At 45.7% G+C, this 20649-nt stretch carries 15 protein-coding genes; 3 read left to right on the top strand and 12 right to left on the bottom strand.

All coding sequences use genetic code 11. The features are described 5' to 3' along the window. Positions 1-19 precede the first annotated feature (19 nt). Positions 20-508 carry an SRPBCC family protein gene (locus ACFO4O_RS18000; RefSeq protein ID WP_382411083.1) on the top strand — a complete coding sequence of 163 codons (489 nt, stop codon included), beginning with the start codon at positions 20-22 and terminating at the stop codon, positions 506-508. 119 nt (positions 509-627) lie between these two features. Here the strand turns inward: ACFO4O_RS18000 and ACFO4O_RS17995 are convergent, their stop codons facing one another. Continuing rightward, complete coding sequence (locus ACFO4O_RS17995) at positions 628-1923, bottom strand: peptidoglycan DD-metalloendopeptidase family protein (protein WP_382411082.1); 1296 nt, start codon at positions 1921-1923, stop codon at positions 628-630. 208 nt (positions 1924-2131) lie between these two features. Between ACFO4O_RS17995 and tyrS the strand changes: the two genes are divergently transcribed. Next, positions 2132-3331: a tyrosine--tRNA ligase gene (tyrS, locus tag ACFO4O_RS17990; protein ID WP_382411080.1), complete on the top strand. Its 1200-nt coding sequence runs from the start codon at positions 2132-2134 to the stop codon at positions 3329-3331. A gap of 16 nt (positions 3332-3347) precedes the next feature. Here tyrS and ACFO4O_RS17985 read toward each other — a convergent pair whose 3' ends face one another. The 8 genes from ACFO4O_RS17985 to gltB form a co-directional block, all read right to left on the bottom strand. Continuing rightward, positions 3348-3755 (bottom strand): rhodanese-like domain-containing protein, encoded by a 408-nt coding sequence (locus ACFO4O_RS17985; RefSeq protein ID WP_382411078.1) that lies wholly within the window; start codon positions 3753-3755, stop codon positions 3348-3350. 44 nt (positions 3756-3799) lie between these two features. Next, positions 3800-4618, bottom strand: coding sequence for a helical backbone metal receptor (locus tag ACFO4O_RS17980; protein WP_382411076.1), 819 nt, complete (start codon positions 4616-4618; stop codon positions 3800-3802). A gap of 29 nt (positions 4619-4647) precedes the next feature. Then, positions 4648-5640, bottom strand: coding sequence for a cobalamin biosynthesis protein CobD/CbiB (locus tag ACFO4O_RS17975; RefSeq protein WP_382411074.1), 993 nt, complete (start codon positions 5638-5640; stop codon positions 4648-4650). A 3-nt stretch (positions 5641-5643) separates the two neighbouring features. Continuing rightward, positions 5644-6336 carry a 5'-methylthioadenosine/adenosylhomocysteine nucleosidase gene (locus ACFO4O_RS17970; protein WP_382411072.1) on the bottom strand — a complete coding sequence of 231 codons (693 nt, stop codon included), beginning with the start codon at positions 6334-6336 and terminating at the stop codon, positions 5644-5646. A gap of 73 nt (positions 6337-6409) precedes the next feature. Then, a complete protein-coding gene (locus ACFO4O_RS17965) occupies positions 6410-7015 on the bottom strand; it encodes a DUF2726 domain-containing protein (RefSeq protein ID WP_382411070.1) in 606 nt (201 codons plus the stop codon). Between the two features lie 122 nt (positions 7016-7137). Beyond that, a complete protein-coding gene (locus ACFO4O_RS17960) occupies positions 7138-8874 on the bottom strand; it encodes a hypothetical protein (RefSeq protein WP_382411068.1) in 1737 nt (578 codons plus the stop codon). 229 nt (positions 8875-9103) lie between these two features. Beyond that, positions 9104-10519, bottom strand: a complete 1416-nt coding sequence (locus ACFO4O_RS17955; protein ID WP_382411066.1) for an FAD-dependent oxidoreductase — start codon at positions 10517-10519, stop codon at positions 9104-9106. Between the two features lie 19 nt (positions 10520-10538). Continuing rightward, positions 10539-15005, bottom strand: a complete 4467-nt coding sequence (gltB, locus tag ACFO4O_RS17950; RefSeq protein ID WP_382411064.1) for a glutamate synthase large subunit — start codon at positions 15003-15005, stop codon at positions 10539-10541. A gap of 556 nt (positions 15006-15561) precedes the next feature. Here gltB and arcB point away from each other — a divergent pair. Then, a complete protein-coding gene (arcB, locus tag ACFO4O_RS17945) occupies positions 15562-17922 on the top strand; it encodes an aerobic respiration two-component sensor histidine kinase ArcB (protein WP_382411062.1) in 2361 nt (786 codons plus the stop codon). A gap of 42 nt (positions 17923-17964) precedes the next feature. Here the strand turns inward: arcB and mgtE are convergent, their stop codons facing one another. The 3 genes from mgtE to rapZ form a co-directional block, all read right to left on the bottom strand. Further along, positions 17965-19323 carry a magnesium transporter gene (gene mgtE, locus ACFO4O_RS17940; RefSeq protein ID WP_382411060.1) on the bottom strand — a complete coding sequence of 453 codons (1359 nt, stop codon included), beginning with the start codon at positions 19321-19323 and terminating at the stop codon, positions 17965-17967. Positions 19324-19475: 152 nt separating this feature from the next. Beyond that, the gene (locus ACFO4O_RS17935; protein ID WP_382411058.1) at positions 19476-19760 is read right to left on the bottom strand and encodes an HPr family phosphocarrier protein; all 285 of its coding nucleotides are present in this window, start codon (positions 19758-19760) and stop codon (positions 19476-19478) included. Positions 19761-19762: 2 nt separating this feature from the next. After that, on the bottom strand, positions 19763-20626 hold the full coding sequence (gene rapZ / locus ACFO4O_RS17930) for an RNase adapter RapZ (protein WP_382411056.1): 864 nt from the start codon (positions 20624-20626) through the stop codon (positions 19763-19765). Positions 20627-20649 lie beyond the last annotated feature (23 nt).

The following is a 20649-nucleotide window of genomic DNA, read 5'->3' as shown; positions in this document are numbered from 1 at the left end:
AATGAGGTTCGCATATTTTATGTTCGATTTCACTATTAATGGCATTCTAAACGCAAGTCTACCCCAAGTATATGATGCCTTTTCTAGACCAGAATTGATCATTAAATGGTGCGCACCAGGCCAACTTTCAGTATCACAATTTCACTCCCACTTTACGCAAGGTGGCAATTATCAAATGGTATTGCAGTCTCCAGACGGTTTTCAGCAGACCGTTGTGGGAACCTACCAACAGATACAAAAAGATAAGAGTCTCAGCTATACGTGGCGATGGGAAGACACTAACGATATTACAAAGGTCGACATTAGTTTTGCTGCTAAAGACAACGAAACTAGCACCATTTCTCTGAGTCAGCGAGGTTTTAAACGCGAGCAAGACATGCTGCAACAGCAATACAGTTGGTTAGCATGTTTTGAAAAACTGGCGCTTGTCACAAAAGAGCGCGCCGAGCCCATGCCACTTGAATTAGAAAAATATTTTGCCACGCAACCTACTGCGCTAGTTCCTTAACGTATCAACGCCTTGTAGCACCAACAGATTTCAAGTATTTCCACTTAAAAAGGCGCGGTTGCGCTTGTGCGGTGTAGTCGATTCTGCGAGACGCTATTCACACTACACCGAGTCTGGCTTTATTTCATTGCCAGCATGATGCGTTTGTTGTTGTTCAGCAAAGATAGTTGCTGGTCAGCAATCAACAAAAAGTTATCTTTTTCTTTTTTATCAATAGGTTCGGCTTTGGGAAGCTCAACCGTCCTTGGGTTACGATGCACGCCATCTACTAAAAATTCATAGTGTAGGTGTGCGCCCGTGACCATTCCCGTTGAGCCTAAATATCCGATTACGTCACCCTGCTTAACCCACTGACCTACTTTGACCGCACGGCTCTTAAAATGCAGGTATTTAGTTTGATAACGCTCACCATGTTGCAAAAACACATGATGACCGTTGTATTTATCGTAAGAAGAGCGTACCACTTTGCCGTTACCTGCGGCCAACACCGGCGTACCAACTGCGGCTACATAATCTACGCCCCTGTGAGGTTTAATGCGTTTTTGAACCGGATGAAAGCGCTTAGGATTAAAGTTTGAGCTCACATGACTGAAATTAATGGGTGCCCGCAAGAAGCTTTTTCGCATGCTGCGGCCCTCGGGCGTGTAATAGTTTCCGTCGGTATATTTAATGGCAGTAAATACATCACCCTGATTCACAAATTCTGCAGAGACGATATCACCATATCCGATAAACTCACCGTCCACGTAGAGCTCCTCAAAGGCCATGTTGAATGAGTCGCCAGGTCGAATTTCTTGAGCAAAATCAATGTCCCAACCAAATATACCGGCCAGCTGCATAATTTTGTTGTCGGTAAGCCCTGCTTCAATCCCAGCGTTCCAAAAGCTGCTGCTGATAGTACCTTGGGCAAAATTAAGCACAGTTTCAACGTGTTTAGTTTCAATTTCGCTAACAAAACCATCGTCTTTTGATGTGATAACTAAGGTTTCGGTTTGATTCAGTGGGTATTTCAATGATGCAAGTTGACCTGCCTCATTTATTTGCAAATACAACGCATCACCGGGCTTTATTTTGCGTAATGTTTTAGCTTTTTCACCTGCATTACTCAGTTTGTAGGTCGTTTGCGGCGATTGTTTGTGCGCAGACAAAATTTTTGCAAGCGTATCGCCGCGTTTTACCTTATGGGTAATGTAGTCTTCACCCTCAAATATGCTTTCATCTACTGCTGGCTGTGATTCGAAGCTCGGCATGGGGAGCTCGTACTGCATACCAGGTATGAGCTCTAGGGTATTGAGTTGACGCGAGGCCTGTACATTTTCAGATGGCCATAAAATCATCAGAACTAACAAAAAGCCAACGGCGGCAAGCGTCACCCGATGAACTTTAGGAAGATGTTTTATTGTATTGTGTATCATACGCTCGTAAAATATCGGCAAATCAAATGGCAGAATATAACGATTTTAGTCTCGTTTCCAGCCCAAAGGTTCACTCTATCACATATAGTCTTATCGGCTGTGACCATAGAAACTACAACCTCACAGCTTGCGTGCTAAGATCGCCCGAAAATATAACGGCTCGCGCACTGTAATATCGCGTACGCACGACACTTAATAGGATTAGAAAATGGCAACTTGGGAAGCAGCTTTTGCTGAAATTAAGCGCGGTTCAGATGAGATTTTAATAGAAGAAGAGCTGATTGAGCGCTTAAAGACGGGTAAAGCTCTAAAAATCAAAGCCGGCTTTGACCCAACAGCGCCAGACCTGCATTTAGGGCACACCGTTCTTATCAATAAACTAAGAACCTTTCAGCAGTTAGGTCATGAGGTTATTTTCTTGATTGGGGACTTCACTGGCTTGATTGGTGATCCTACCGGCAAAAACGTCACCCGCAAGCCACTTACCGAAGAACAGGTGCTTGAAAACGCGAAAACATACCAAGAGCAAGTGTTTAAGATACTCGATCCAGAAAAAACCACGATACGCTTTAATAGCGAGTGGATGAACAAGATTGGAGCTGCGGGTATGATCAAGCTTGCAGCGAGCCAAACAGTAGCTCGTATGTTAGAGCGTGATGACTTTAAAAAGCGCTATGCGAACGGACAGCCCATCGCTATCCATGAATTTTTATACCCCCTAGTACAAGGCTGGGATTCAGTTGCATTAGAATCTGACGTAGAGCTTGGTGGCACAGACCAACGCTTTAATCTTCTGATGGGCCGCGAATTACAAAAAGGTCAAGGCCAAGCGCAGCAAACCGTTTTGATGATGCCTCTGTTGGAGGGATTGGACGGCGTGCAAAAAATGTCTAAGTCATTGAATAACTACATTGGGATTACTGATGCACCTAATGATATGTTTGGCAAAATTATGTCTATATCCGACGAGCTAATGTGGCGTTACTTTGATTTGCTAAGTTTTCGTCCACTTGAGGATATTGCAGCGCTGAAAGCACAAGTAGAGGCTGGCAAAAACCCGCGCGACGTTAAAATTGATTTGGCGAAGGAGTTAATTGCTCGTTTCCATGATGCCGATGCAGCGCAAAGTGCACATAAGGATTTTATTCAGCGTTTTCAAAAGAACGCGATCCCTGATGATATGCCTGAAGTTTCTATAGCTTTGCCCTCTGAAGGGTTGGCAATAGGAAATTTGCTAAAAGAAGCAGAATTAGTAAGCTCTACTTCTGACGCAATGCGCATGATTAAACAAGGCGCAGTTAAAATAGACGGTGAAAAAGTGGATGACACCCGTTTACTGCTAAATGAACCGGGCGTCGCAGTCTATCAGGTAGGCAAGCGTAAATTCGCAAAGATCACTTTGTCGTAATGGTTTATGGCGTTTTCTATCCGGGCTTTTCCATATCGAGCCCGGCTTCTGCCCAAGCCTGAATATCTCCCTCTAAATGATTGAGCTTGGTAAACCCCTCATTTGCTAGTACTTCTAATGCTTTGCCAGCTCTGTACCCTGACCGGCAGTAAACCACGATGTTGGTGTTTTTGTTACCGAACATATCCAAGCTATCGGACACCGTTGCCAGCGGAATATTTATAGCGCCAGGAATATGACCTTCGGCGTATTCATCGGGTGTTCTGACATCAACGACAAGGCTGGTGCTGGCTACTCTCTGAAATGCGTCATGGTCCAATTCGGTGATAACATTTGCGAAAGCAAATGCGTTGATGCAGAGCATTGCGATAAGGTTGATAAGCAAGGCAAGGATGCTTAAATGTTTTTGACGAGTGTGTTTCATAAAATCTCCGGAAGTTACACGTACTCATTAACTGTATGACGAAGTTAAAGATTTGTATAGGCCTTCTCGCAAATACGCGCGGTTTCTATAATAGCTCTCGGCGTGAAGCGATGCATTTTGTCTGCGTCAGCCAAAATTACCTTTGCGTATGCAGTGCTGTTGTGTTCGCGCCATGTTGACTCTATCACTGCTTTGCTTTCGTTTGATGCGGATACAATCAATTGGGGCTCAAGGCGAAGTATTTGTGCAACACTTACTTGAGGATAAGGCGCGATTGACGCTCTAAAAATATTGCTGAGCCCGCACAAATCAAGTAAATCATTAATCCATTTATCATTACCTAGTGCGACCAGAGGATGATTGTTCAAATAATACAAAGTAGGCTGCTTTTTGCCCGCATAACGATTTTTGATGCGTGATACGGCTTGACTGAGCTCAGCTATCAATGATTCACCGCTTTGAGATACACCCAAAAATGCCGCCATTTCTGATATGTCATTTTTCAGGGTATCGACACTCTCTATTTTCGATAAATAGACCTTTAAGCCAGCTTGTTTCATCTTCATGATATCAACGTCTTTATTGCCCCCTTGCCAGGCTAGAACATGCGTGGGTTTTAGGCGTAATATAGCCGGGATGTTGGCGCCTTGATAACTTGCAACACGCGGTATTGATTCTGCATCTGCCGGAAAATCACTAAAGTCACTCACGCCAACAACATGCTTGCCTAAGCCTAGTGCAAATACGAGCTCTGTAAGGTGCGGTGAAAGGGTCACAATGCGTATTTCAGTGCGCACTGTCGTTGAATCTGCATATGCGATACTTTGTGAAAGCAGTAAAAAGCTTAGCATTAGGGATTTCATAACAAACCGCTGTATCTGTATGTATCGTGTCATAGTGAAAACACCCAGCAGCATAATAATAGTACCCACATAAAAGCGATGATTGTGTGATTGCATAGTCGAGTGCTCAGCAATATATCTGTGATAAGTGGTTCACTGCGCCCTAAAAATTTTACCCGTCTGATTTTAACCGTTCCATTGTGAGAGGAGTGATACTTGACAGGGCCGCTAGTCGTGCGATTAATTGCACCAGACAGAGCACCTAATATCACCCCACCATTAGATTGCCAGAATGTTGCCTTAGGATAGCTCATCGGCAATGATTTTGTTGCTGTGCGCCGTCCTATATTTTGCAGCGATGCCACAGTGTGCAGTAAAAGTGCAAAACATCGCACCGGGACATATTGAAACAAAAAACATACCCAGTGACTAAACCAGCCAAAGGCTTGGAAAGTGTCAATCTTAGTGTTCCAGCTTTGATGAGCCTCGTAGCAAAGTCTGTAAAACAATACCGCAATAGGTCCGAGCGCCAAGTACCAAAACATCACCACAATTTGTTGATATACGATCCTCAGGCAGAACATTTCAATGGTAGCCTTTATCAGTCCTGTGCTTGAGAGAGAGCCAGTTTGCCTGAGCGTGCTTGGGTTCAGCAGTGATTTTGCTAACTGCTTTTTGTCTGCGTTCAGCGCTTTATGGCACTGCTCAGTGAGTTTTGCATAGGGCGTAAACTGCAGGCATAAATATATAATCAAAGCATCAAAAATAAGCGGGTAGTAAGCAAATTCTCGAATGAGGAAAACACATAAAAGCACCGGGGCAATAAGCACAATAACCGCCAGCGCTCCTGATATGTAATGTTGCTGAGTTTGCTGTGAACGAGGCAGCACTTTTTTCGCCATTCGTTCACAAACAAATCTGAAGAAGCCGATAGGGTCAACCCAACTGGCAACAGGAATGGTTTTTTCTGCGAGCCAAGCAATTAGTAATACAAACCAAGCGCTTAGTGCTGCTGGCAAGTACTGCGCAATTAATTCATCCAAGCGTTACAGCCTGTCTAACATACCTAGTATCAGCATTGCTGAATGTTTTGCCGCCTTTTCGAGATAGGTTTCAAACGACACTGTAGACGTTTTTCCAGCAATATCCGACAGGCTTCTGACGACCACACAGGAAGTGTCCATCATGTGACAGGTTTGGGCTATTGAAGCGCCCTCCATCTCTACTGCCTTCATGGCTGGGAAGGCCTCACGTATTTTAGCTGCTGCTTCATCTGAGCCTATAAAGCTATCACCACTGCAGATAAGACCGGTTTTTACTTTAATGTTTGATAAGGTTTTTGCCGCTTCCATCGCGACACCGCTGGCATACGCATCTGCGACATACTGTTTGGGCATGGCCGGCACTTGTCCCGGCGCATATCCAAAATGGCTTACGTCCACATCGTGATACATAAGTGAGTCGGCAATCACGATATCACCAATATTGAGGTCGGGGTCGAAGCCACCAGCAGACCCGGTATTGATCACCAAATCAGGATTGAACTGATGAATGAGCAGAGAGGCCGCAAGCGCAGAGGCAACTTTACCAATGCCGCTTTGTACTAAAAAGATTTCGTGATTACGAATGTGTCCTACATGCGTTTCTAAATGCGAGACGCTTATGGTTTTTCCGTCCTGCAGTTTGTCTTTTATCAACTGCACTTCTTCTTCCATTGCTCCGATGATGGCTATTTTCATGTAAGGCTCACTGATAGTAAAAAACTGAGCGTCATAATAGACGCTCAGTTTTTAAATACAAGAGGATATAGTGCTAGGCTGCAACAGCACGTCTACTAGCGCTCAACGGTCGCGTAGGGCGTTTATTCGTAGGTATGATACTAGGATTTGCTGCAGTTACTCCACTAAACGGAATTTTACCTTGGCGGCGTCTGAGGGGAATGAGTTTCGCTTCGATGCATTCTCTGATATCCGTAACGGTATATCCGCCTTTTGCTTTAATTCTCACATGTGGAATGGCAGCGGTATCGAGTGCACCACTTACAAAAAAATCGCGCTGAGTATTGTGACCGTCTTTGCCGACGCCGAAGACAAGGTCGATGGCCATCACAGGCGTCATATCTTTGCGGTCGCACAAAACAAAATCAACCTGTTTGCCCCCAGCTCTTAATAGCGCGCTATTGGCTATTTTTTTGTCGGTGTTGCTGCGCAAAGAGAGCAGATCAATTAATTTTACACGACACATAACGCGAAATTCGTCACCTACTGACTGCTCAATAAGTTGCAAAAACTGACGCTCTGCTGCGGTGAAAAGCTGTTTTTTGACAGCAAAAGGAAAGGCTATTTTATTGTCGTTGAGTTTTACGGCTAACACCGAAACACAAATCAACACTGCTAACAAGATAATTGCAAATTCCATTATGACTCCAAAAAGTATACGAGGCGAACGAAAACACGTCGCAATAGCTTAACTTATTTGGAATTCTGCAAAGGCTGTGCCAATAAAATCACGCAGGCATAAAAGTTTGACGCTTTAAAGAATTAAAGCGCCTTTACTAAAATATCTACCTGACTTCCATCACCGTCTGGCGAAACAATTAAGGTTGTGTTGCCGTTATTTGAGCGCATGATAAAACGCTGTTTGACCTCTTGAGGCGCTGCAAACTGCCCCTGATTTCTGTAAAACGCAACGGTGTCGGCGGTTGCCTGAGGAACATAAAACACCATTGTTGCCGGCAAGTCATCGGCAAAAATCTGACATAGTTTGCCGCCTTGAGGAATCTCTACGTCGTAAAACACTGTTGGACAGGTTTGCGTTCGCTCATTGCTGCTTGGGTAAGTCATAACCGTTCTTGTTGCCTGAACCTGCTGACTATCGTCCATTGAGGCTTGCTTTACTGGCTCTTCGAATGCAGGTGCTTGCTCTTGTTCGCGAGTCTCTGCAATTAGCTGTTCTACTGGCTCATCGACAGCCGTCTCAACCAGCTCTTCTTCGACAGCGGCTTCAAGTACTTCTTCCTCGATGGCTTCTTCGACAGCAGCTTCAACTATTTCTTCTTCAATGGCCTCTTCAACAGCAGCTTCAACTACTTCTTCTTCGATGGCCTCTTCGACCGCGGCTTCAACTACTTCTCCCTCGATGGCTTCTTCGACAGCAGCTTCAACTATTTCTTCTTCAATGACTTCTTCGACAGCGGCTTCAACTATTTCTTCTTCAATGACTTCTTCGACAGTGGCTTCAACTACTTCTTCTTCGATGGCCTCTTCAACAGCAGCTTCAACTACTTCTTCTTCGATGGCTTCTTCAACAGCAGCTTCAACTATTTCTTCTTCGATAGCCTCTTCGACAACGGCTTCAACTATTTCTTCCTCGATGGCCTCTTCAACAGCGGCTTCAACTACTTCTTCCTCGATGGCCTCTTCGACAGCAGCTTCAACTACTTCTTCTTCGATGGCCTCTTCGATAGCGGCTTCAACTGCTTCTTCTTCCATGGCCTCTTCGACAGCAGCTTCGACTACTTCTTCTTCGATGGCTTCTTCTACAGCGGCTTCAACTATTTCTTCCTCGATGGCTTCTTCGACAGCGGCTTCAACTACTTCTTCCTCTATAGCCTCTTCGATAGCGGCTTCAACTGCTTCTTCTTCCATGGCCTCTTCGACAGCAGCTTCGACTACTTCTTCTTCGATGGCTTCTTCTACAGCGGCTTCAACTATTTCTTCTTCGATAGCCTCTTCGACAGCGGCTTCAACTACTTCTTCTTCGATGGCTTCTTCAACAGCAACTTCAAGTACTTCTTCTTCGATGGCCTCTTCAACAGCAGCTTCAAGTACTTCTTCTTCAATGGCCTCTTCAACAGCGGCTTCAACTACTTCTTCTTCGATAGCTTCTTCTACAGCAACCTCGACTACTTCCTCTTCGATAGCTTCATCTACAGCGAAGTCTTGCTCGCCAAGACCTTCGGCCTGCTCAACGGGGGAGGGCGCTTGCGACGTTAATTCGGCAATGGGGTCTGAAACCTCTTCATCTGAGGCATCATTTTCTGGCGCGTTTTCATTTAAAAGCAAAGCAGAGGCAAGTTGCGAGTCTAGTTCGCGCTCGAATGCGGTTGGAGGCGTCGTGGGCTCCTCTATAACCTTAAAATCTCTCTCAGCATTAGGATTTTCTTGTGCGGCGGGCGCTTGTTCATTTTTTAAATTAACGGGTTCTTGTGCGATTGTTTGTGACGACGCGGCTATCATTAATGCTAGCCATAACGTTTTTGACGAATGTAATTCCATATAACCTAAATCTCACCTTGTGTATCTTATATCCACAGTTTACTGTCTTGCACAATAAATAGCTAACGCGCGATGTAATTTTCGCGCGTTGTCAGATTAACGACCTGTTATGACTTAAGAGCTCTCCGACTTTGCCCTAACATCCCTTGTGCAATGTTTTATCTATGTAATCACATAAATGAAGCATGTAGCTTACTATGGGTTTAGGTAATCAGTATAGCACCCGTTGCTATACCTCTAAATAATCTAAGATACCTTCAGCGGCTTTCCTGCCCTCATCAATAGCAGTGACAACCAAATCAGAGCCACGAACCATATCGCCGCCAGAAAATATTTTTGGATTGGAGGTTTGAAAAGCGAAGCGACCAGCGGCCGGTGCCCGAACTCGGCCTTTTTCGTCCAAAATGATACCAACATCACCAAACCAGCTTGCAGGACTTGGCGAAAACCCAAATGCAATGATAATGGCGTCGGCTTCAAGGATGTGTGCAGACCCTGGTATCTCTACTGGTTTACGACGACCTGCCGCATCAGGTTCGCCCATTTCTGTGCGTACCATACGCACACCAATCGCAACGCCATTTTCATCAACAGCGATGTCTATAGGCTGCATATTGAACTGAAACTCGACACCTTCCTCTTTTGCGTTGACAACTTCTCGCCGTGAGCCAGGCATACTTTGCTCGTCTCTTCTGTAGGCACAAATAACCGATGAGGCTCCTTGCCTTATGGATGTGCGTACACAGTCCATTGTGGTATCACCGCCGCCAAGCACTACAACGCGTTTGTTGCGCATATCAATAAAGTCTTCAGGTGACTTCTCAATGCCCATAACCCGGTTCGTATTTGCAATTAAAAATGGAAGTGCTTCATAAACTCCGGGAGCTTTTTCGTTAGTAAAACCGCCCTGCATAGCTTTGTATGTGCCCATGCCTAAAAACACGGCATCATACTCATCCATCAAGTCTTGGAAGGGGAGGTCTTTACCAATTTCTACATTCAAACGAAATTCAACGCCCATATCGCTAAATATTTGGCGCCTTAGCGTGATGACTTCTTTTTCCAACTTGAACGATGGAATGCCAAAAGTCAGTAGTCCGCCAATTTCTTCATACTTATCAAACACGACTGGCTTTACGCCATTTCGTACTAAGATGTCGGCACACGCTAAACCTGCCGGTCCTGCACCAATAACCGCTACCTTTTTGTCGGTCCATTCAACGCCCGACATGTCTGGTCGCCATCCCATTTTAAATGCCGTGTCGGTAATATATTTTTCGATGCTGCCTATCGTTACCGCGCCAAAGTCATCATTAAGCGTACATGCGCCCTCGCACAGTCTGTCTTGTGGACATACTCGGCCGCATACTTCAGGTAGGCTATTGGTTTTGTGAGACAGCTCAGCGGCTTCTATAATCTTTCCTTCGTTAGCTAAATCTAACCACTGCGGAATATAGTTGTGAACAGGGCACTTCCATTCGCAGTAAGGATTCCCGCAATCAAGGCATCTGTCGGCCTGACCAGCTGCCTGTGACGATGTCATGGGTTGGTAAATTTCACCAAACTCTTCTTTTCGCATGATGATAGGTTTTTTAGGCGGGTCAATACGCGCCACATCTACGAATTGATATACATTTTTTGCCATACTAAAAACTACTCCTGGGCTATTGTGCTTGAATGCGCAGTTCTGCGCTTGAGCGACTGATGTGCCCTAGCAAATTTTTCACATCGCTTGTTTTTGGTTTAACCAAGCGAAAATTCTTCATTTCTTCAGCGAAGTTGGTCAATAAATCTAGCGAATGTGCGCTGCCGGTTTCTTCGTAATGCTCATTGATGAGACCGCGCAAATGTTCAGACAAGATCACTTTGTCTTCAATGCCCTGTACGTCGACTAATTCATGATTAACGCGCTGATCAAGGTCGCCAAATTCATCATACAGATAAGCAAATCCACCGGTCATGCCTGCTCCAAAATTGACACCAACACTGCCTAAAATAGCCACTATGCCGCCTGTCATGTATTCGCAACCGTTGTCGCCAATTCCTTCAATGACCGCAATAGCGCCAGAGTTACGAACTGCAAAGCGCTCGCCAGCTCGCCCTGCGGCGTAAAGCTTGCCGCCAGTGGCACCGTATAAACATGTATTGCCCATAATGGCGCTTTGATGAGTGTCAAAACTGATTTTGGCGGGAGGATTAATAACCAATTTTCCGCCGGTCATGCCTTTACCCACATAATCGTTGGCATCGCCAATCAAATGCATATGCAGTCCACCAACGTTCCACACCCCAAAGCTCTGACCAATAGTGCCAGTGAGCGTTACCTCAATGGGCGAGTCATCTACACCCGAGTTGCCGTAGTGTTTTGCAATAAAACCAGACAATGTTGCGCCAATCGACCGGTCGGTGTTTCGTACATCGTAGTGTAAGCGGGTACTGGTTTTGCCTAGCACGGATTTCTCAGCATCGTTCAATAAGCGTTTGTTTAGCTCACCTTTATCAATGGGTGAGTTGGTAACTTCTGAGCAAAATAACTTGGTATGAGTACCCGCCTGTGGTTTTTCGAGCAAGGGCGACAAATCAAGCTTTGTTTGCTTAGCCGTTTGCCCGTCTAGCAACTCAAGCAGCTCTGTTCGGCCCACTAGGTCTTGGAAGCGCGTTATGCCAATACTGGCCATAATTTCTCTCACTTCTTGGGCTACAAACTTAAAGTAGTTCATTACCATATCAGGCAGACCAATGAAATAATTGTCACGCAGTTTGGCGTCTTGTGTTGCCACACCGGTTGCACAATTATTTAAATGGCATATACGCAAGTACTTACACCCAAGTGCAACCATCGGACCGGTGCCAAAGCCAAAACTTTCAGCGCCTAAAATGCCTGCTTTTACAACATCGAGTCCGGTTTTTAAGCCGCCATCTGTTTGTACTCTTACCTTGTGCCGCAAGCCATTTTCTACTAATGCTTGCTGGGTTTCAGCTAGACCTAGCTCAAAAGGGCTGCCTGCATATTTTACTGAGGTGAGTGGGCTGGCGCCGGTGCCGCCGTCATAGCCCGAAATAGTAATCAAGTCAGCGTAAGCCTTTGCTACGCCTGTGGCGATTGTGCCAACGCCAGGCTCTGACACTAATTTCACTGAAATTAGTGCATCAGGGTTAACTTGTTTTAAATCAAAAATTAATTGCGCTAAATCTTCAATGGAATAAATGTCGTGATGAGGAGGCGGTGATATCAGCGTCACGCCAGGCACAGAAAAGCGCAGTTCTGCAATATACTTATTTACTTTATCACCGGGCAGTTGCCCGCCTTCTCCAGGTTTTGCCCCTTGAGCAACCTTAATTTGAATAACATTTGCATTCATTAGGTAGTGCGCGGTCACGCCAAATCGGCCAGAGGCTACCTGCTTAATTTTAGAGTTTCTCTCGGTGTTAAAGCGTTTAGGATCCTCGCCACCTTCACCCGAATTAGACTGTCCGCCTAATCGATTCATTGCAATTGCAAGGGCTTCATGAGCCTCAGGGCTAAGTGCACCTATGGACATTGCCGCGGTATCAAAGCGCGGAAACAAATGTTCAGCGGCTTCTACGTCATCAATCGACACTGGACTTAAATCAGACTTTAAGCCCATAAGGTCACGTAAGTGGCTAGGATTACGCTTATTTACCAAGTCAGAAAAAACTTGGTAATCGGCATAATTACCACTTACCACCGCTGTTTGCAGCGTTTTAACTACATCTGGATTGTAGGCATGATACTCGCCGCCATGCACATACTTCAACAAGCCGCCATGGGAAATAGACTTGCGTTTTAGCCAAGCAATGCGGGCACTATTTACAACATCCTGTTCAAAATCTTCGAAGCTAGCGCCTTGCACGCGGCTAGGAATCCCTTTAAAACAAAGCTCTATGACATCGCTATTTATGCCAATAGCTTCAAACAATTTTGAGCTTCTGTAGCTGGCAATCGTGCTGATGCCCATTTTAGACATTATTTTATAAAGGCCTTTGTTTATGCCTTTGCGATAATTAAGTACTGCCTCCATAGGCGAAATATCGAGCTCTTTTTGCTCAACCATTTGTTCAATAGTTTCATATGCTAAGAAAGGATAAACGGCGGTTGCGCCTAAGCCTATGAGCACCGCAAAGTGATGCGGGTCTCTAGCAGAGGCAGTTTCAATCACAATGTTCGCGTCACAACGTAGTTGCTTGTCAATCAATCGTCGCTGCACCGCACCAACGGCCATCGCGGCAGGAATGGGCAGTGTATCTTTAGCAATTTGTCTGTCGCTTAAAATAACAAAGGCGGCATTTCGCTCACGCACTGCATTTTCAGCTTCATCACAAATTCGTATAAGTGCGTTCTCAAGGCCCTCTTCTAAGCGGTAGTTAATGTCTATTTGCTCGTTATGATAGTACTGAGAATCGTATTCTTTAAGTTGCTTAAGGTCGGTATATACCAGCACTGGCGAGTCAAACAATACACGGTGAGCATAGCCGCTCGTCTCATTAAATACATTTTGTTCTCGCCCAATGCACGTTGCCAAAGACATGACGTGATTTTCACGTAGTGAATCAATGGGAGGGTTCGTCACTTGAGCAAACTGCTGACGGAAAAAATCATAGAGCGTACGGTTTTTTGAGGACATAACCGCCATTGGTGTGTCGTCGCCCATAGAGCCCACCGCCTCTTGGCCGTCTTTTGCGAGCACCTTGATGATTTGCTGCATTTCTTCGTAACTGTAGTTAAACAGTTTATGGTAGGTCGCCATTTGCACGTCGTCAAAGGCGCGCTTGCCAATTTGTGAGGCGTCTACCTGCTCAATGGGTGCCAGGCGCTTGATGTGCGATGTAATCCATTCAGCGTAGGGGTGGCGCGCTTTTAAATCTTCATCAATTTCATTTGAGCGCCAAATTTTGCCCGTATGCGTGTCTACCGCAAGCATTTCACCTGGACCTACACGGCCTTTTTCAACTACGTCTTCTTGTTTGTAGTCCCAAATCCCTATTTCTGAGGCGAGGGTAATGAGATTATCATTTGTAATGACGTAGCGAGCGGGACGTAAACCATTGCGGTCAAGGTTACAGGCGACGTGACGACCATTGGTCATCACAATACCCGCTGGGCCATCCCAAGGCTCCATGTGCATAGAGTTAAACTCATAGAATGCACGCAAATTTGGGTCCATGGTTTTGTTATTTTGATATGCAGGCGGCACTAGCAGGCGCATCGCACGGAACAAATCCATACCGCCGGCCAAAAATAGCTCCAGCATGTTGTCTAACGAACTTGAATCTGAGCCGGTCAAGTTTACAAACGGCGCGGCATCGCGCAAATCAGGAATGAGCGGGGTGGCAAACTTACTGGTTCGAGCAATCGCCCAGTCGCGGTTCCCTTTTATGGTATTAATTTCGCCGTTGTGGGCAAGAAATCTAAAAGGCTGCGCGAGCGGCCACTTCGGAAGGGTGTTGGTTGAAAATCGCTGATGGAATACGCAGATAGACGACTGCATGTCGGGGTCTGCCAGATCATGATAAAACGCAGGGAGGTCTTTTGGCATGACCAAGCCTTTGTAGATGGTTACAAAGGTCGATAAACATGCGATGTAAAAATCTTCGTCTTCTGCGAGTACTTTTTCAGCTCTTCGTCGAGCCATGTACAATCTGCGCTCAAGGTCTGGCATAGACCAGCCGCTTGGTGCATTTACAAAAATTTGCTCGATTTGAGGGACGCCCGTTTTCGCTAGGTCGCCCAATACGCTATGGTCGGTAGGCACTTCACGCCAACCCACCACGCTTAACATTTCCTTTTCTAGCTCTGCGTTAAGTACGGCACGCGCGGCACTTGCGACAATCGGGTCGCGATTTAGAAACACCATGCCAACGGCATAGTTCGTATTTAAGGTCCAGTCACGCCCTTTGGCGACTTTTTTGAAGAAGCTGTCTGGCTTTTGCAGCAATAAACCGCAGCCGTCACCCGTTTTGCCGTCGGCGGCAACTCCGCCACGATGCTGCATACGGTCTAGACCTTCTATGGCCGTTGTTACGAGTTTGTGGCTAGCATCGCCCTGAATGTGAGCGATAAGCCCAAATCCGCAGTTATCTTTTGAATCGGTTACATGATACAAACCCATTTAATACTCCTTCACGCATCAATCTGTGTCGCGCTATGCTGCATTGAACAACATACCTGCTTATGTTTGACGCAAACACCCAAGTTATATACCCAGCCTTTCGCTGCTTTTAATATTGTTATTATTGTATTGTCGTTAGTTTGCGGTTTTGAAGATACGAATGCGTATCGAATTATTATGCAATTCACTAAGCGGGTCTGAGAAAATACCTATTTCGCTCAGAGAAATCAATTATCACGGTTCGCAATATTGCCATTCATCAAATCAATAGGGCCTAATTGGCTGAAATATATATATTTTATTTTTAATTAAAAATAGTCTTAGACGCGTACACTCAGTGATACAGCGTTAATATGATGTGAAATTTAGTTGTAAGTACAACTAAGTTTGGCGCAGTCCATTTTTCTGAAGATGCCATTTTAACGCGATTTAAGCGCATAAATATTTACCCATCGATTTGTCTAAATGAAGCAAGAGAAAGGGGAGTGACTACCCTGAAATCTTAATATTTGATAGCATGTCGCTACTTTCTTTTATAGGTTCTTCTAAAACAGCCATGCAGCTAAAAACTCCTCCAGAGTCGTGGGCGATTAAATTCGCACAATTCGTCGATAAGGTCGGTACGCTAAAGGTCAGCGTACTGTTTGTTGTATTTACTTTGTTATTTACCCTGTTTGGCTCTTATATCATTCGCGCTAGCATGGGAAGCGACATTGAGGTGGATGATTTTATCGGTGCCTTGGTTTTGACGCTGATCAGTGCGCCGTGGGTACTGTATTTTTTCAGTGAGCTGATTAAACAACTTGAGCATTCGCGTATTAACCTTGAAGAGGCTGTTAGCCAACTCGAGCGGCTGCGCCGCCATGATGTTATTCTAAATCGTGAACTGCAGAACAATATCCGTCAGCTAAATTATGAAATAGAACAGCGTAAAAACGCTCAGCTTGAGCGTGAAAAAATGTTCTCTGAGCTTGAGCGGCAAATTAAAGAAAAATCTGAGCAGGAACTTCAAGCAAGACGCCTCTCTACACTCACTCGCTCAATTATCGACGCTTCACCCGATCTCATTTACTACCGCAATGAAGAAGGTAAATTCGCTGGCTGCAATAAAGTGGCCGAAGAATTAGTGGGCAAAACCGAAGAGGAGCTGCTCGGACTGACGCCGCATCAAGTTTATGATGAAGAGCTTGCGCGACAGGTCGCCGCGTCAGATCATGAGGTTCTAGAGCGCAATGCGTCTATTACTGAAGAGCTATGGCTACGATTTGCCGACGGGCGAAAGCGATTTTTTGAAATGCAAAAAGTTCCTTTTTATGACAACGATGGCCACCGTCTGGGCTTGCTCGCCTTCGGTCGAGATATGACCGAGCGAAAACAGTCACAAGTCGCCATTGAGCAGGCGAGTAAAGATAAAACGAAATTTATAGCGACGATTTCGCACGAACTGCGCACCCCACTAAACGGCATTGTTGGCTTGAGCCGAATGCTTCGAGACACACAGCTAAATACAGAACAATTTGAATGGGTTAGTACTATTTATGCTAGCGCAATTACGCTGGGCAACATATTTAACGACATCATTGATTTAGACAAGCTCGACCGAGACAAAGTTGAAATTCAGTTAAAAACGGTATCGACTACCGCATTTGTTAACGAAATTGCTAGCATCATTCGACTACTCGCGGCTGATAAAAACCTAAGCTTCAACTATGAAGTCATAGAACCGGTGCCTGCGGCCTTTGAAGCCGACGGCACGCGTCTGCGACAGGTATTATGGAACATGTTGTTTAATGCCGTTAAGTTTACGCCCAAAGGCTCAGTTTCGTTGAGTATGTCTGCCAGTACAACGGGTACAAAGACTGCCAATATTCACTTTACTATCCGCGATACCGGTATTGGTATTCCCAAAACTGAGCTCGACAAAATATTTGCGATGTATTATCAGGTGCAGCGCGAAGATTTTCAGTCAGCCACCGGGACGGGTATTGGCCTCGCCATCTGTAAACAGATGGTCGATAAAATGGGCGGCGATATTCAGGTGAATTCCGAGCTTAATAAGGGAACCTGCTTTGAAATTACATTGCCGGTCACAGTATCTGATGAGCGAGTAGCCATGGAGGAGTTACAGGTCAAAGGCCTTAATATCCTTTTAGTTGAAGATATCGAGCTAAACGTTATGGTCGCAAAAGCGCTACTCGAAAAGCTCGGGCAGAAAGTAAGTGTTGCGATGACCGGCCAAGCGGCAATTGATATGGCGAGGGCTGAAACCTTCGACCTTATATTGCTCGATATTCAGTTGCCCGACATGACAGGATTTGATGTTGCTCGCACCTTACTTGACGAAGATCTTGTGCTACAAACACCCATTGTTGCGCTAACGGCCAACGTCATTAAAAAGCGTGAGGAATATTTGCAAAACGGGATGGACGATATCATTGCCAAACCCATTAAAAAGAGCCGCGTGATACAGGTGTTCAATGAACTGTTCGCACGTACCGACACCCAAACAGATGTGCCTATACAAGCAAAGGACGATGTTGTGAAAATTCAAAAAGAAGCACCTAGCGTTTTAGATGCAGATTTACTTAACATGCTAATTGAGACCATCGGCGACTCCATGGTGAAAACCAGCTTGGGCGTGTTCAAAGAGAAAATTCCTGAGTATATGGAGGAAATGAAGGTTGCGCTGGCGGCTCAAGATAAAGATGAAGTTTGCTCACAGGCGCATAAAATCAAAGGAGCAGCGGGCTCCGTGGGGCTTTCGCGCGTGCAAAGTGCCGCTAATGAAATTCAGCAGGGCGATCATCCTGCATGGTGGGAAAATGTGCATGATTGGATGGAGCAGCTTGACATGGCCTTGGCACAAGATGTCCCTGCGCTAGAGCTATGGCTGCGTGAAAATGAAATTGACGACTAGCCTAAGATTTCTGCAGTAAACGCGACAATGCAGATTTTGCAGTTAGAGCAAAAATAGCGTTGCAGTGCCTAAGAAGGCGAAAATACCTACAACGTCGGTAATCGTTGTAAGAATGACACTACCGGCTAAGGCCGGGTCTATATTTAAGCGCTTCATGATGATGGGTAAGGTGGCACCGGCAAGACCTGCGGCCATCATATTCATCATCATAGCAAAAGCTATCACGGCGCCCAGCATGTAGTCCTGTTTCCAAAGGGCAATTACGCCAGCAATCAATATTGCCCAAATCATGCCATTGAAAAATCCAATTGCCAGCTCTTTACGCACCAACCACACGGAGTTGCTGCCAGTGACGTGACCGAGCGCCATACCGCGTATTACAAGCGTTAAGGTTTGATTGCCAGCAACCCCGCCCATACTCGGCACAATGGTATTGAGAATGGCAAGGACCGCGAGCTGACTAAGAGTTGCCTCAAACATATCGCTCACGGCTGCCGCTAAAAGCGCCGTCACCAGATTCACGCCTAACCAGACAGAGCGACGCTTGGTACTTTGGCCCACGGGAGCAAATGTATCTTCTTCGTCATCAAGGCCCGCCATACTCATCATGGAGTGTTCGGCGTCCTCACGAATAATATCGACTACATCATCAATGGTAATCCGGCCTACTAATTTGTGTTCATTATCCACAACTGGCGCTGACAGCCAGTTATATCGCTCAAACATGCTGGCGACTTCGTCATCGGGCGTATCGGCGCTAATAGCATCTGGTTCATCGTCCATGATGTCTGTGACAGAAATGTCAGGACTGGCGGTAAGCAAAGTAGCAAGTGATACGGTGCCAATAAGAATATCTTGGCGGTCGACAACGTAAAGGGTATCGGTATTTTCAGGTAGTTCGGTTTTTAAACGCAAGTAGCGCAATACTACATCTATGCTTACATCTGGGCGTAGGGTGATGGTGTCGGTGTTCATGATGAAACCGGCGGTTTCTTCACCATACGATAAGGCTTTTTCAGCCCTTAATCGGTCTTGGGCATCCATTGATTTAAGAATGCTTTGCAGAACGTTGTCAGGCAGTGAGCTTAAGGTCTCTGCCAAGTCATCGGTGTCCATCTCTTCGAGGGCATCAACAACTGTCGCTGGCATCATTTTACTAATAATGCCGTTTCGAACATCCTCCGACAGCTCTTCAATGACGTCTCCATGAAAGTCTGCGTCAAGCAGTCTCCATAGTTCGTCTCGAGTTTTTGTGGGTGAAGATTCAAGCAGAAGCGCGACGTCACTGGCAGGTAAATCGAGCAGCATTTTACGCACGCGCACAAATGCGCCGGCATTCAAAGAACGACCGATAGACTCAAGTCTAGCCTGCGTATTACTTAGTTCTGCGGTTTCTGACATGTTTACCCCAAGAGAAGTCAAGCGAGCATAAACGAAATGCTGAGGCTTCTAGTGGCATTATATCACCATAAAGGCTCATGAATACTTGATTTTTATGAAGTTTATAGTGCGCGAGGCCTATTAACTGACCTTGCTAAACGATGAATACGTATTTATTCGCTTTCGTCGAATTTGTTTTCAATGAGTTCACTGATAGCCACCATCGCTGCATCAGCATCTTTGCCAGTGCAGCTTACCTCAACGGTTTTTCCCTGGCCGCTTTCTAGCATCATAAGTGCTAAGACGCTATTGGCAGGCGCTGTATTATCTGCTTGCGTTAGCTGAATATCTGCCTCGAACTGCTTAGCGAGCTGTACCAGCTTGGTGGCGGCGCGAGCGTGCAGGCCAAGCTTATTGGTAATGGTTAGCTGGCGGGTCACCGAATGGGGTTTGTTCATTATTAAGCCTGCTTTGCGAGGATGTTTTTAAGTTCTCTATGCTTAACCTGCACGTCACCATGAGTGGATTTGAATGTTTCAGAGAGCGCTTGCGCCACATACACGCTGCGATGCTGACCACCGGTACAGCCAATGGCAATGGTTACGTAGCTGCGGTTGTTTCGCTCAAGATGAGGCAGCCAAGTCGTTATCAGATTTTGGACTTGCCAAATAAACTTCATAACTAAAGGTTGCCCCGCAAGAAACACCTCAACCGGGCCATCTAAACCCGTTAGCGGACGAAGGTCCGGGTCCCAATGCGGGTTGGGTAAAAAGCGCACGTCAAAAACATAATCGGCGTCTTTGGGAATGCCATATTTGAATCCAAAGGACTCAAACAAAATCACTAAGTCAGTGCTTTTTTTGCCTAACACGCGCTCCCTTATGAGCTCAGCGAGATCGTGTACCGACAGTTGATCTGTGTTTATATTTAAATCTGCTTTTTCAGCCACCGGCACAAGAATTTCTCGCTCAGCGCTAATCGCATCGGTAAGTGAATTAGATAATTTAAATAATGGATGCAAGCGGCGCGTCTCGCTATAGCGTTTTATAAGAACATCATCGCTGGCATCTAAGAATATGATGGTGATGTCCCAAAATTCTGGCAGGTATTCGAGAATTTCTGAAATCTCTTGCTCGGCCTTTGGCATGTTTCGCACGTCAATACTCACGGCAACTAGCTCGTGTTCGTCAGCGAGCGCATGGGTAAGGGTAGGGAGCAAATTTACGGGGATATTATCAACACAATAATACCCTAAATCTTCAAGCGCTCTGAGCGCGATAGACTTACCTGAGCCAGACCGGCCGCTTATTATTAACAGCTTCACACCTTGCTCCTGATTAATATTTG

Origin of the sequence: Glaciecola siphonariae (assembly GCF_042652645.1) — a bacterium.
In the GTDB taxonomy this organism is placed as follows: Bacteria; Pseudomonadota; Gammaproteobacteria; order Enterobacterales; family Alteromonadaceae; genus Glaciecola; species Glaciecola siphonariae.
Note: the sequence above shows the minus strand (reverse complement) of the source record. Positions and strands in the feature narration are given on the sequence as shown.

Coding starts and splice junctions, on each gene's coding strand:
- arcB (WP_382411062.1), top strand. CDS start 15,562: ATGCAGCTAAAAACTCCTCCAGAGTCGTGGGCGATTAAATTCGCACAA.
- ACFO4O_RS18000 (WP_382411083.1), top strand. CDS start 20: ATGTTCGATTTCACTATTAATGGCATTCTAAACGCAAGTCTACCCCAA.
- tyrS (WP_382411080.1), top strand. CDS start 2,132: ATGGCAACTTGGGAAGCAGCTTTTGCTGAAATTAAGCGCGGTTCAGAT.
- gltB (WP_382411064.1), bottom strand. CDS start 15,005: ATGGGTTTGTATCATGTAACCGATTCAAAAGATAACTGCGGATTTGGG.
- ACFO4O_RS17955 (WP_382411066.1), bottom strand. CDS start 10,519: ATGGCAAAAAATGTATATCAATTCGTAGATGTGGCGCGTATTGACCCG.
- ACFO4O_RS17960 (WP_382411068.1), bottom strand. CDS start 8,874: ATGGAATTACATTCGTCAAAAACGTTATGGCTAGCATTAATGATAGCC.
- ACFO4O_RS17980 (WP_382411076.1), bottom strand. CDS start 4,618: ATGAAATCCCTAATGCTAAGCTTTTTACTGCTTTCACAAAGTATCGCA.
- ACFO4O_RS17935 (WP_382411058.1), bottom strand. CDS start 19,760: ATGAACAAACCCCATTCGGTGACCCGCCAGCTAACCATTACCAATAAG.
- ACFO4O_RS17970 (WP_382411072.1), bottom strand. CDS start 6,336: ATGAAAATAGCCATCATCGGAGCAATGGAAGAAGAAGTGCAGTTGATA.
- ACFO4O_RS17995 (WP_382411082.1), bottom strand. CDS start 1,923: ATGATACACAATACAATAAAACATCTTCCTAAAGTTCATCGGGTGACG.
- ACFO4O_RS17965 (WP_382411070.1), bottom strand. CDS start 7,015: ATGGAATTTGCAATTATCTTGTTAGCAGTGTTGATTTGTGTTTCGGTG.
- ACFO4O_RS17985 (WP_382411078.1), bottom strand. CDS start 3,755: ATGAAACACACTCGTCAAAAACATTTAAGCATCCTTGCCTTGCTTATC.
- mgtE (WP_382411060.1), bottom strand. CDS start 19,323: ATGTCAGAAACCGCAGAACTAAGTAATACGCAGGCTAGACTTGAGTCT.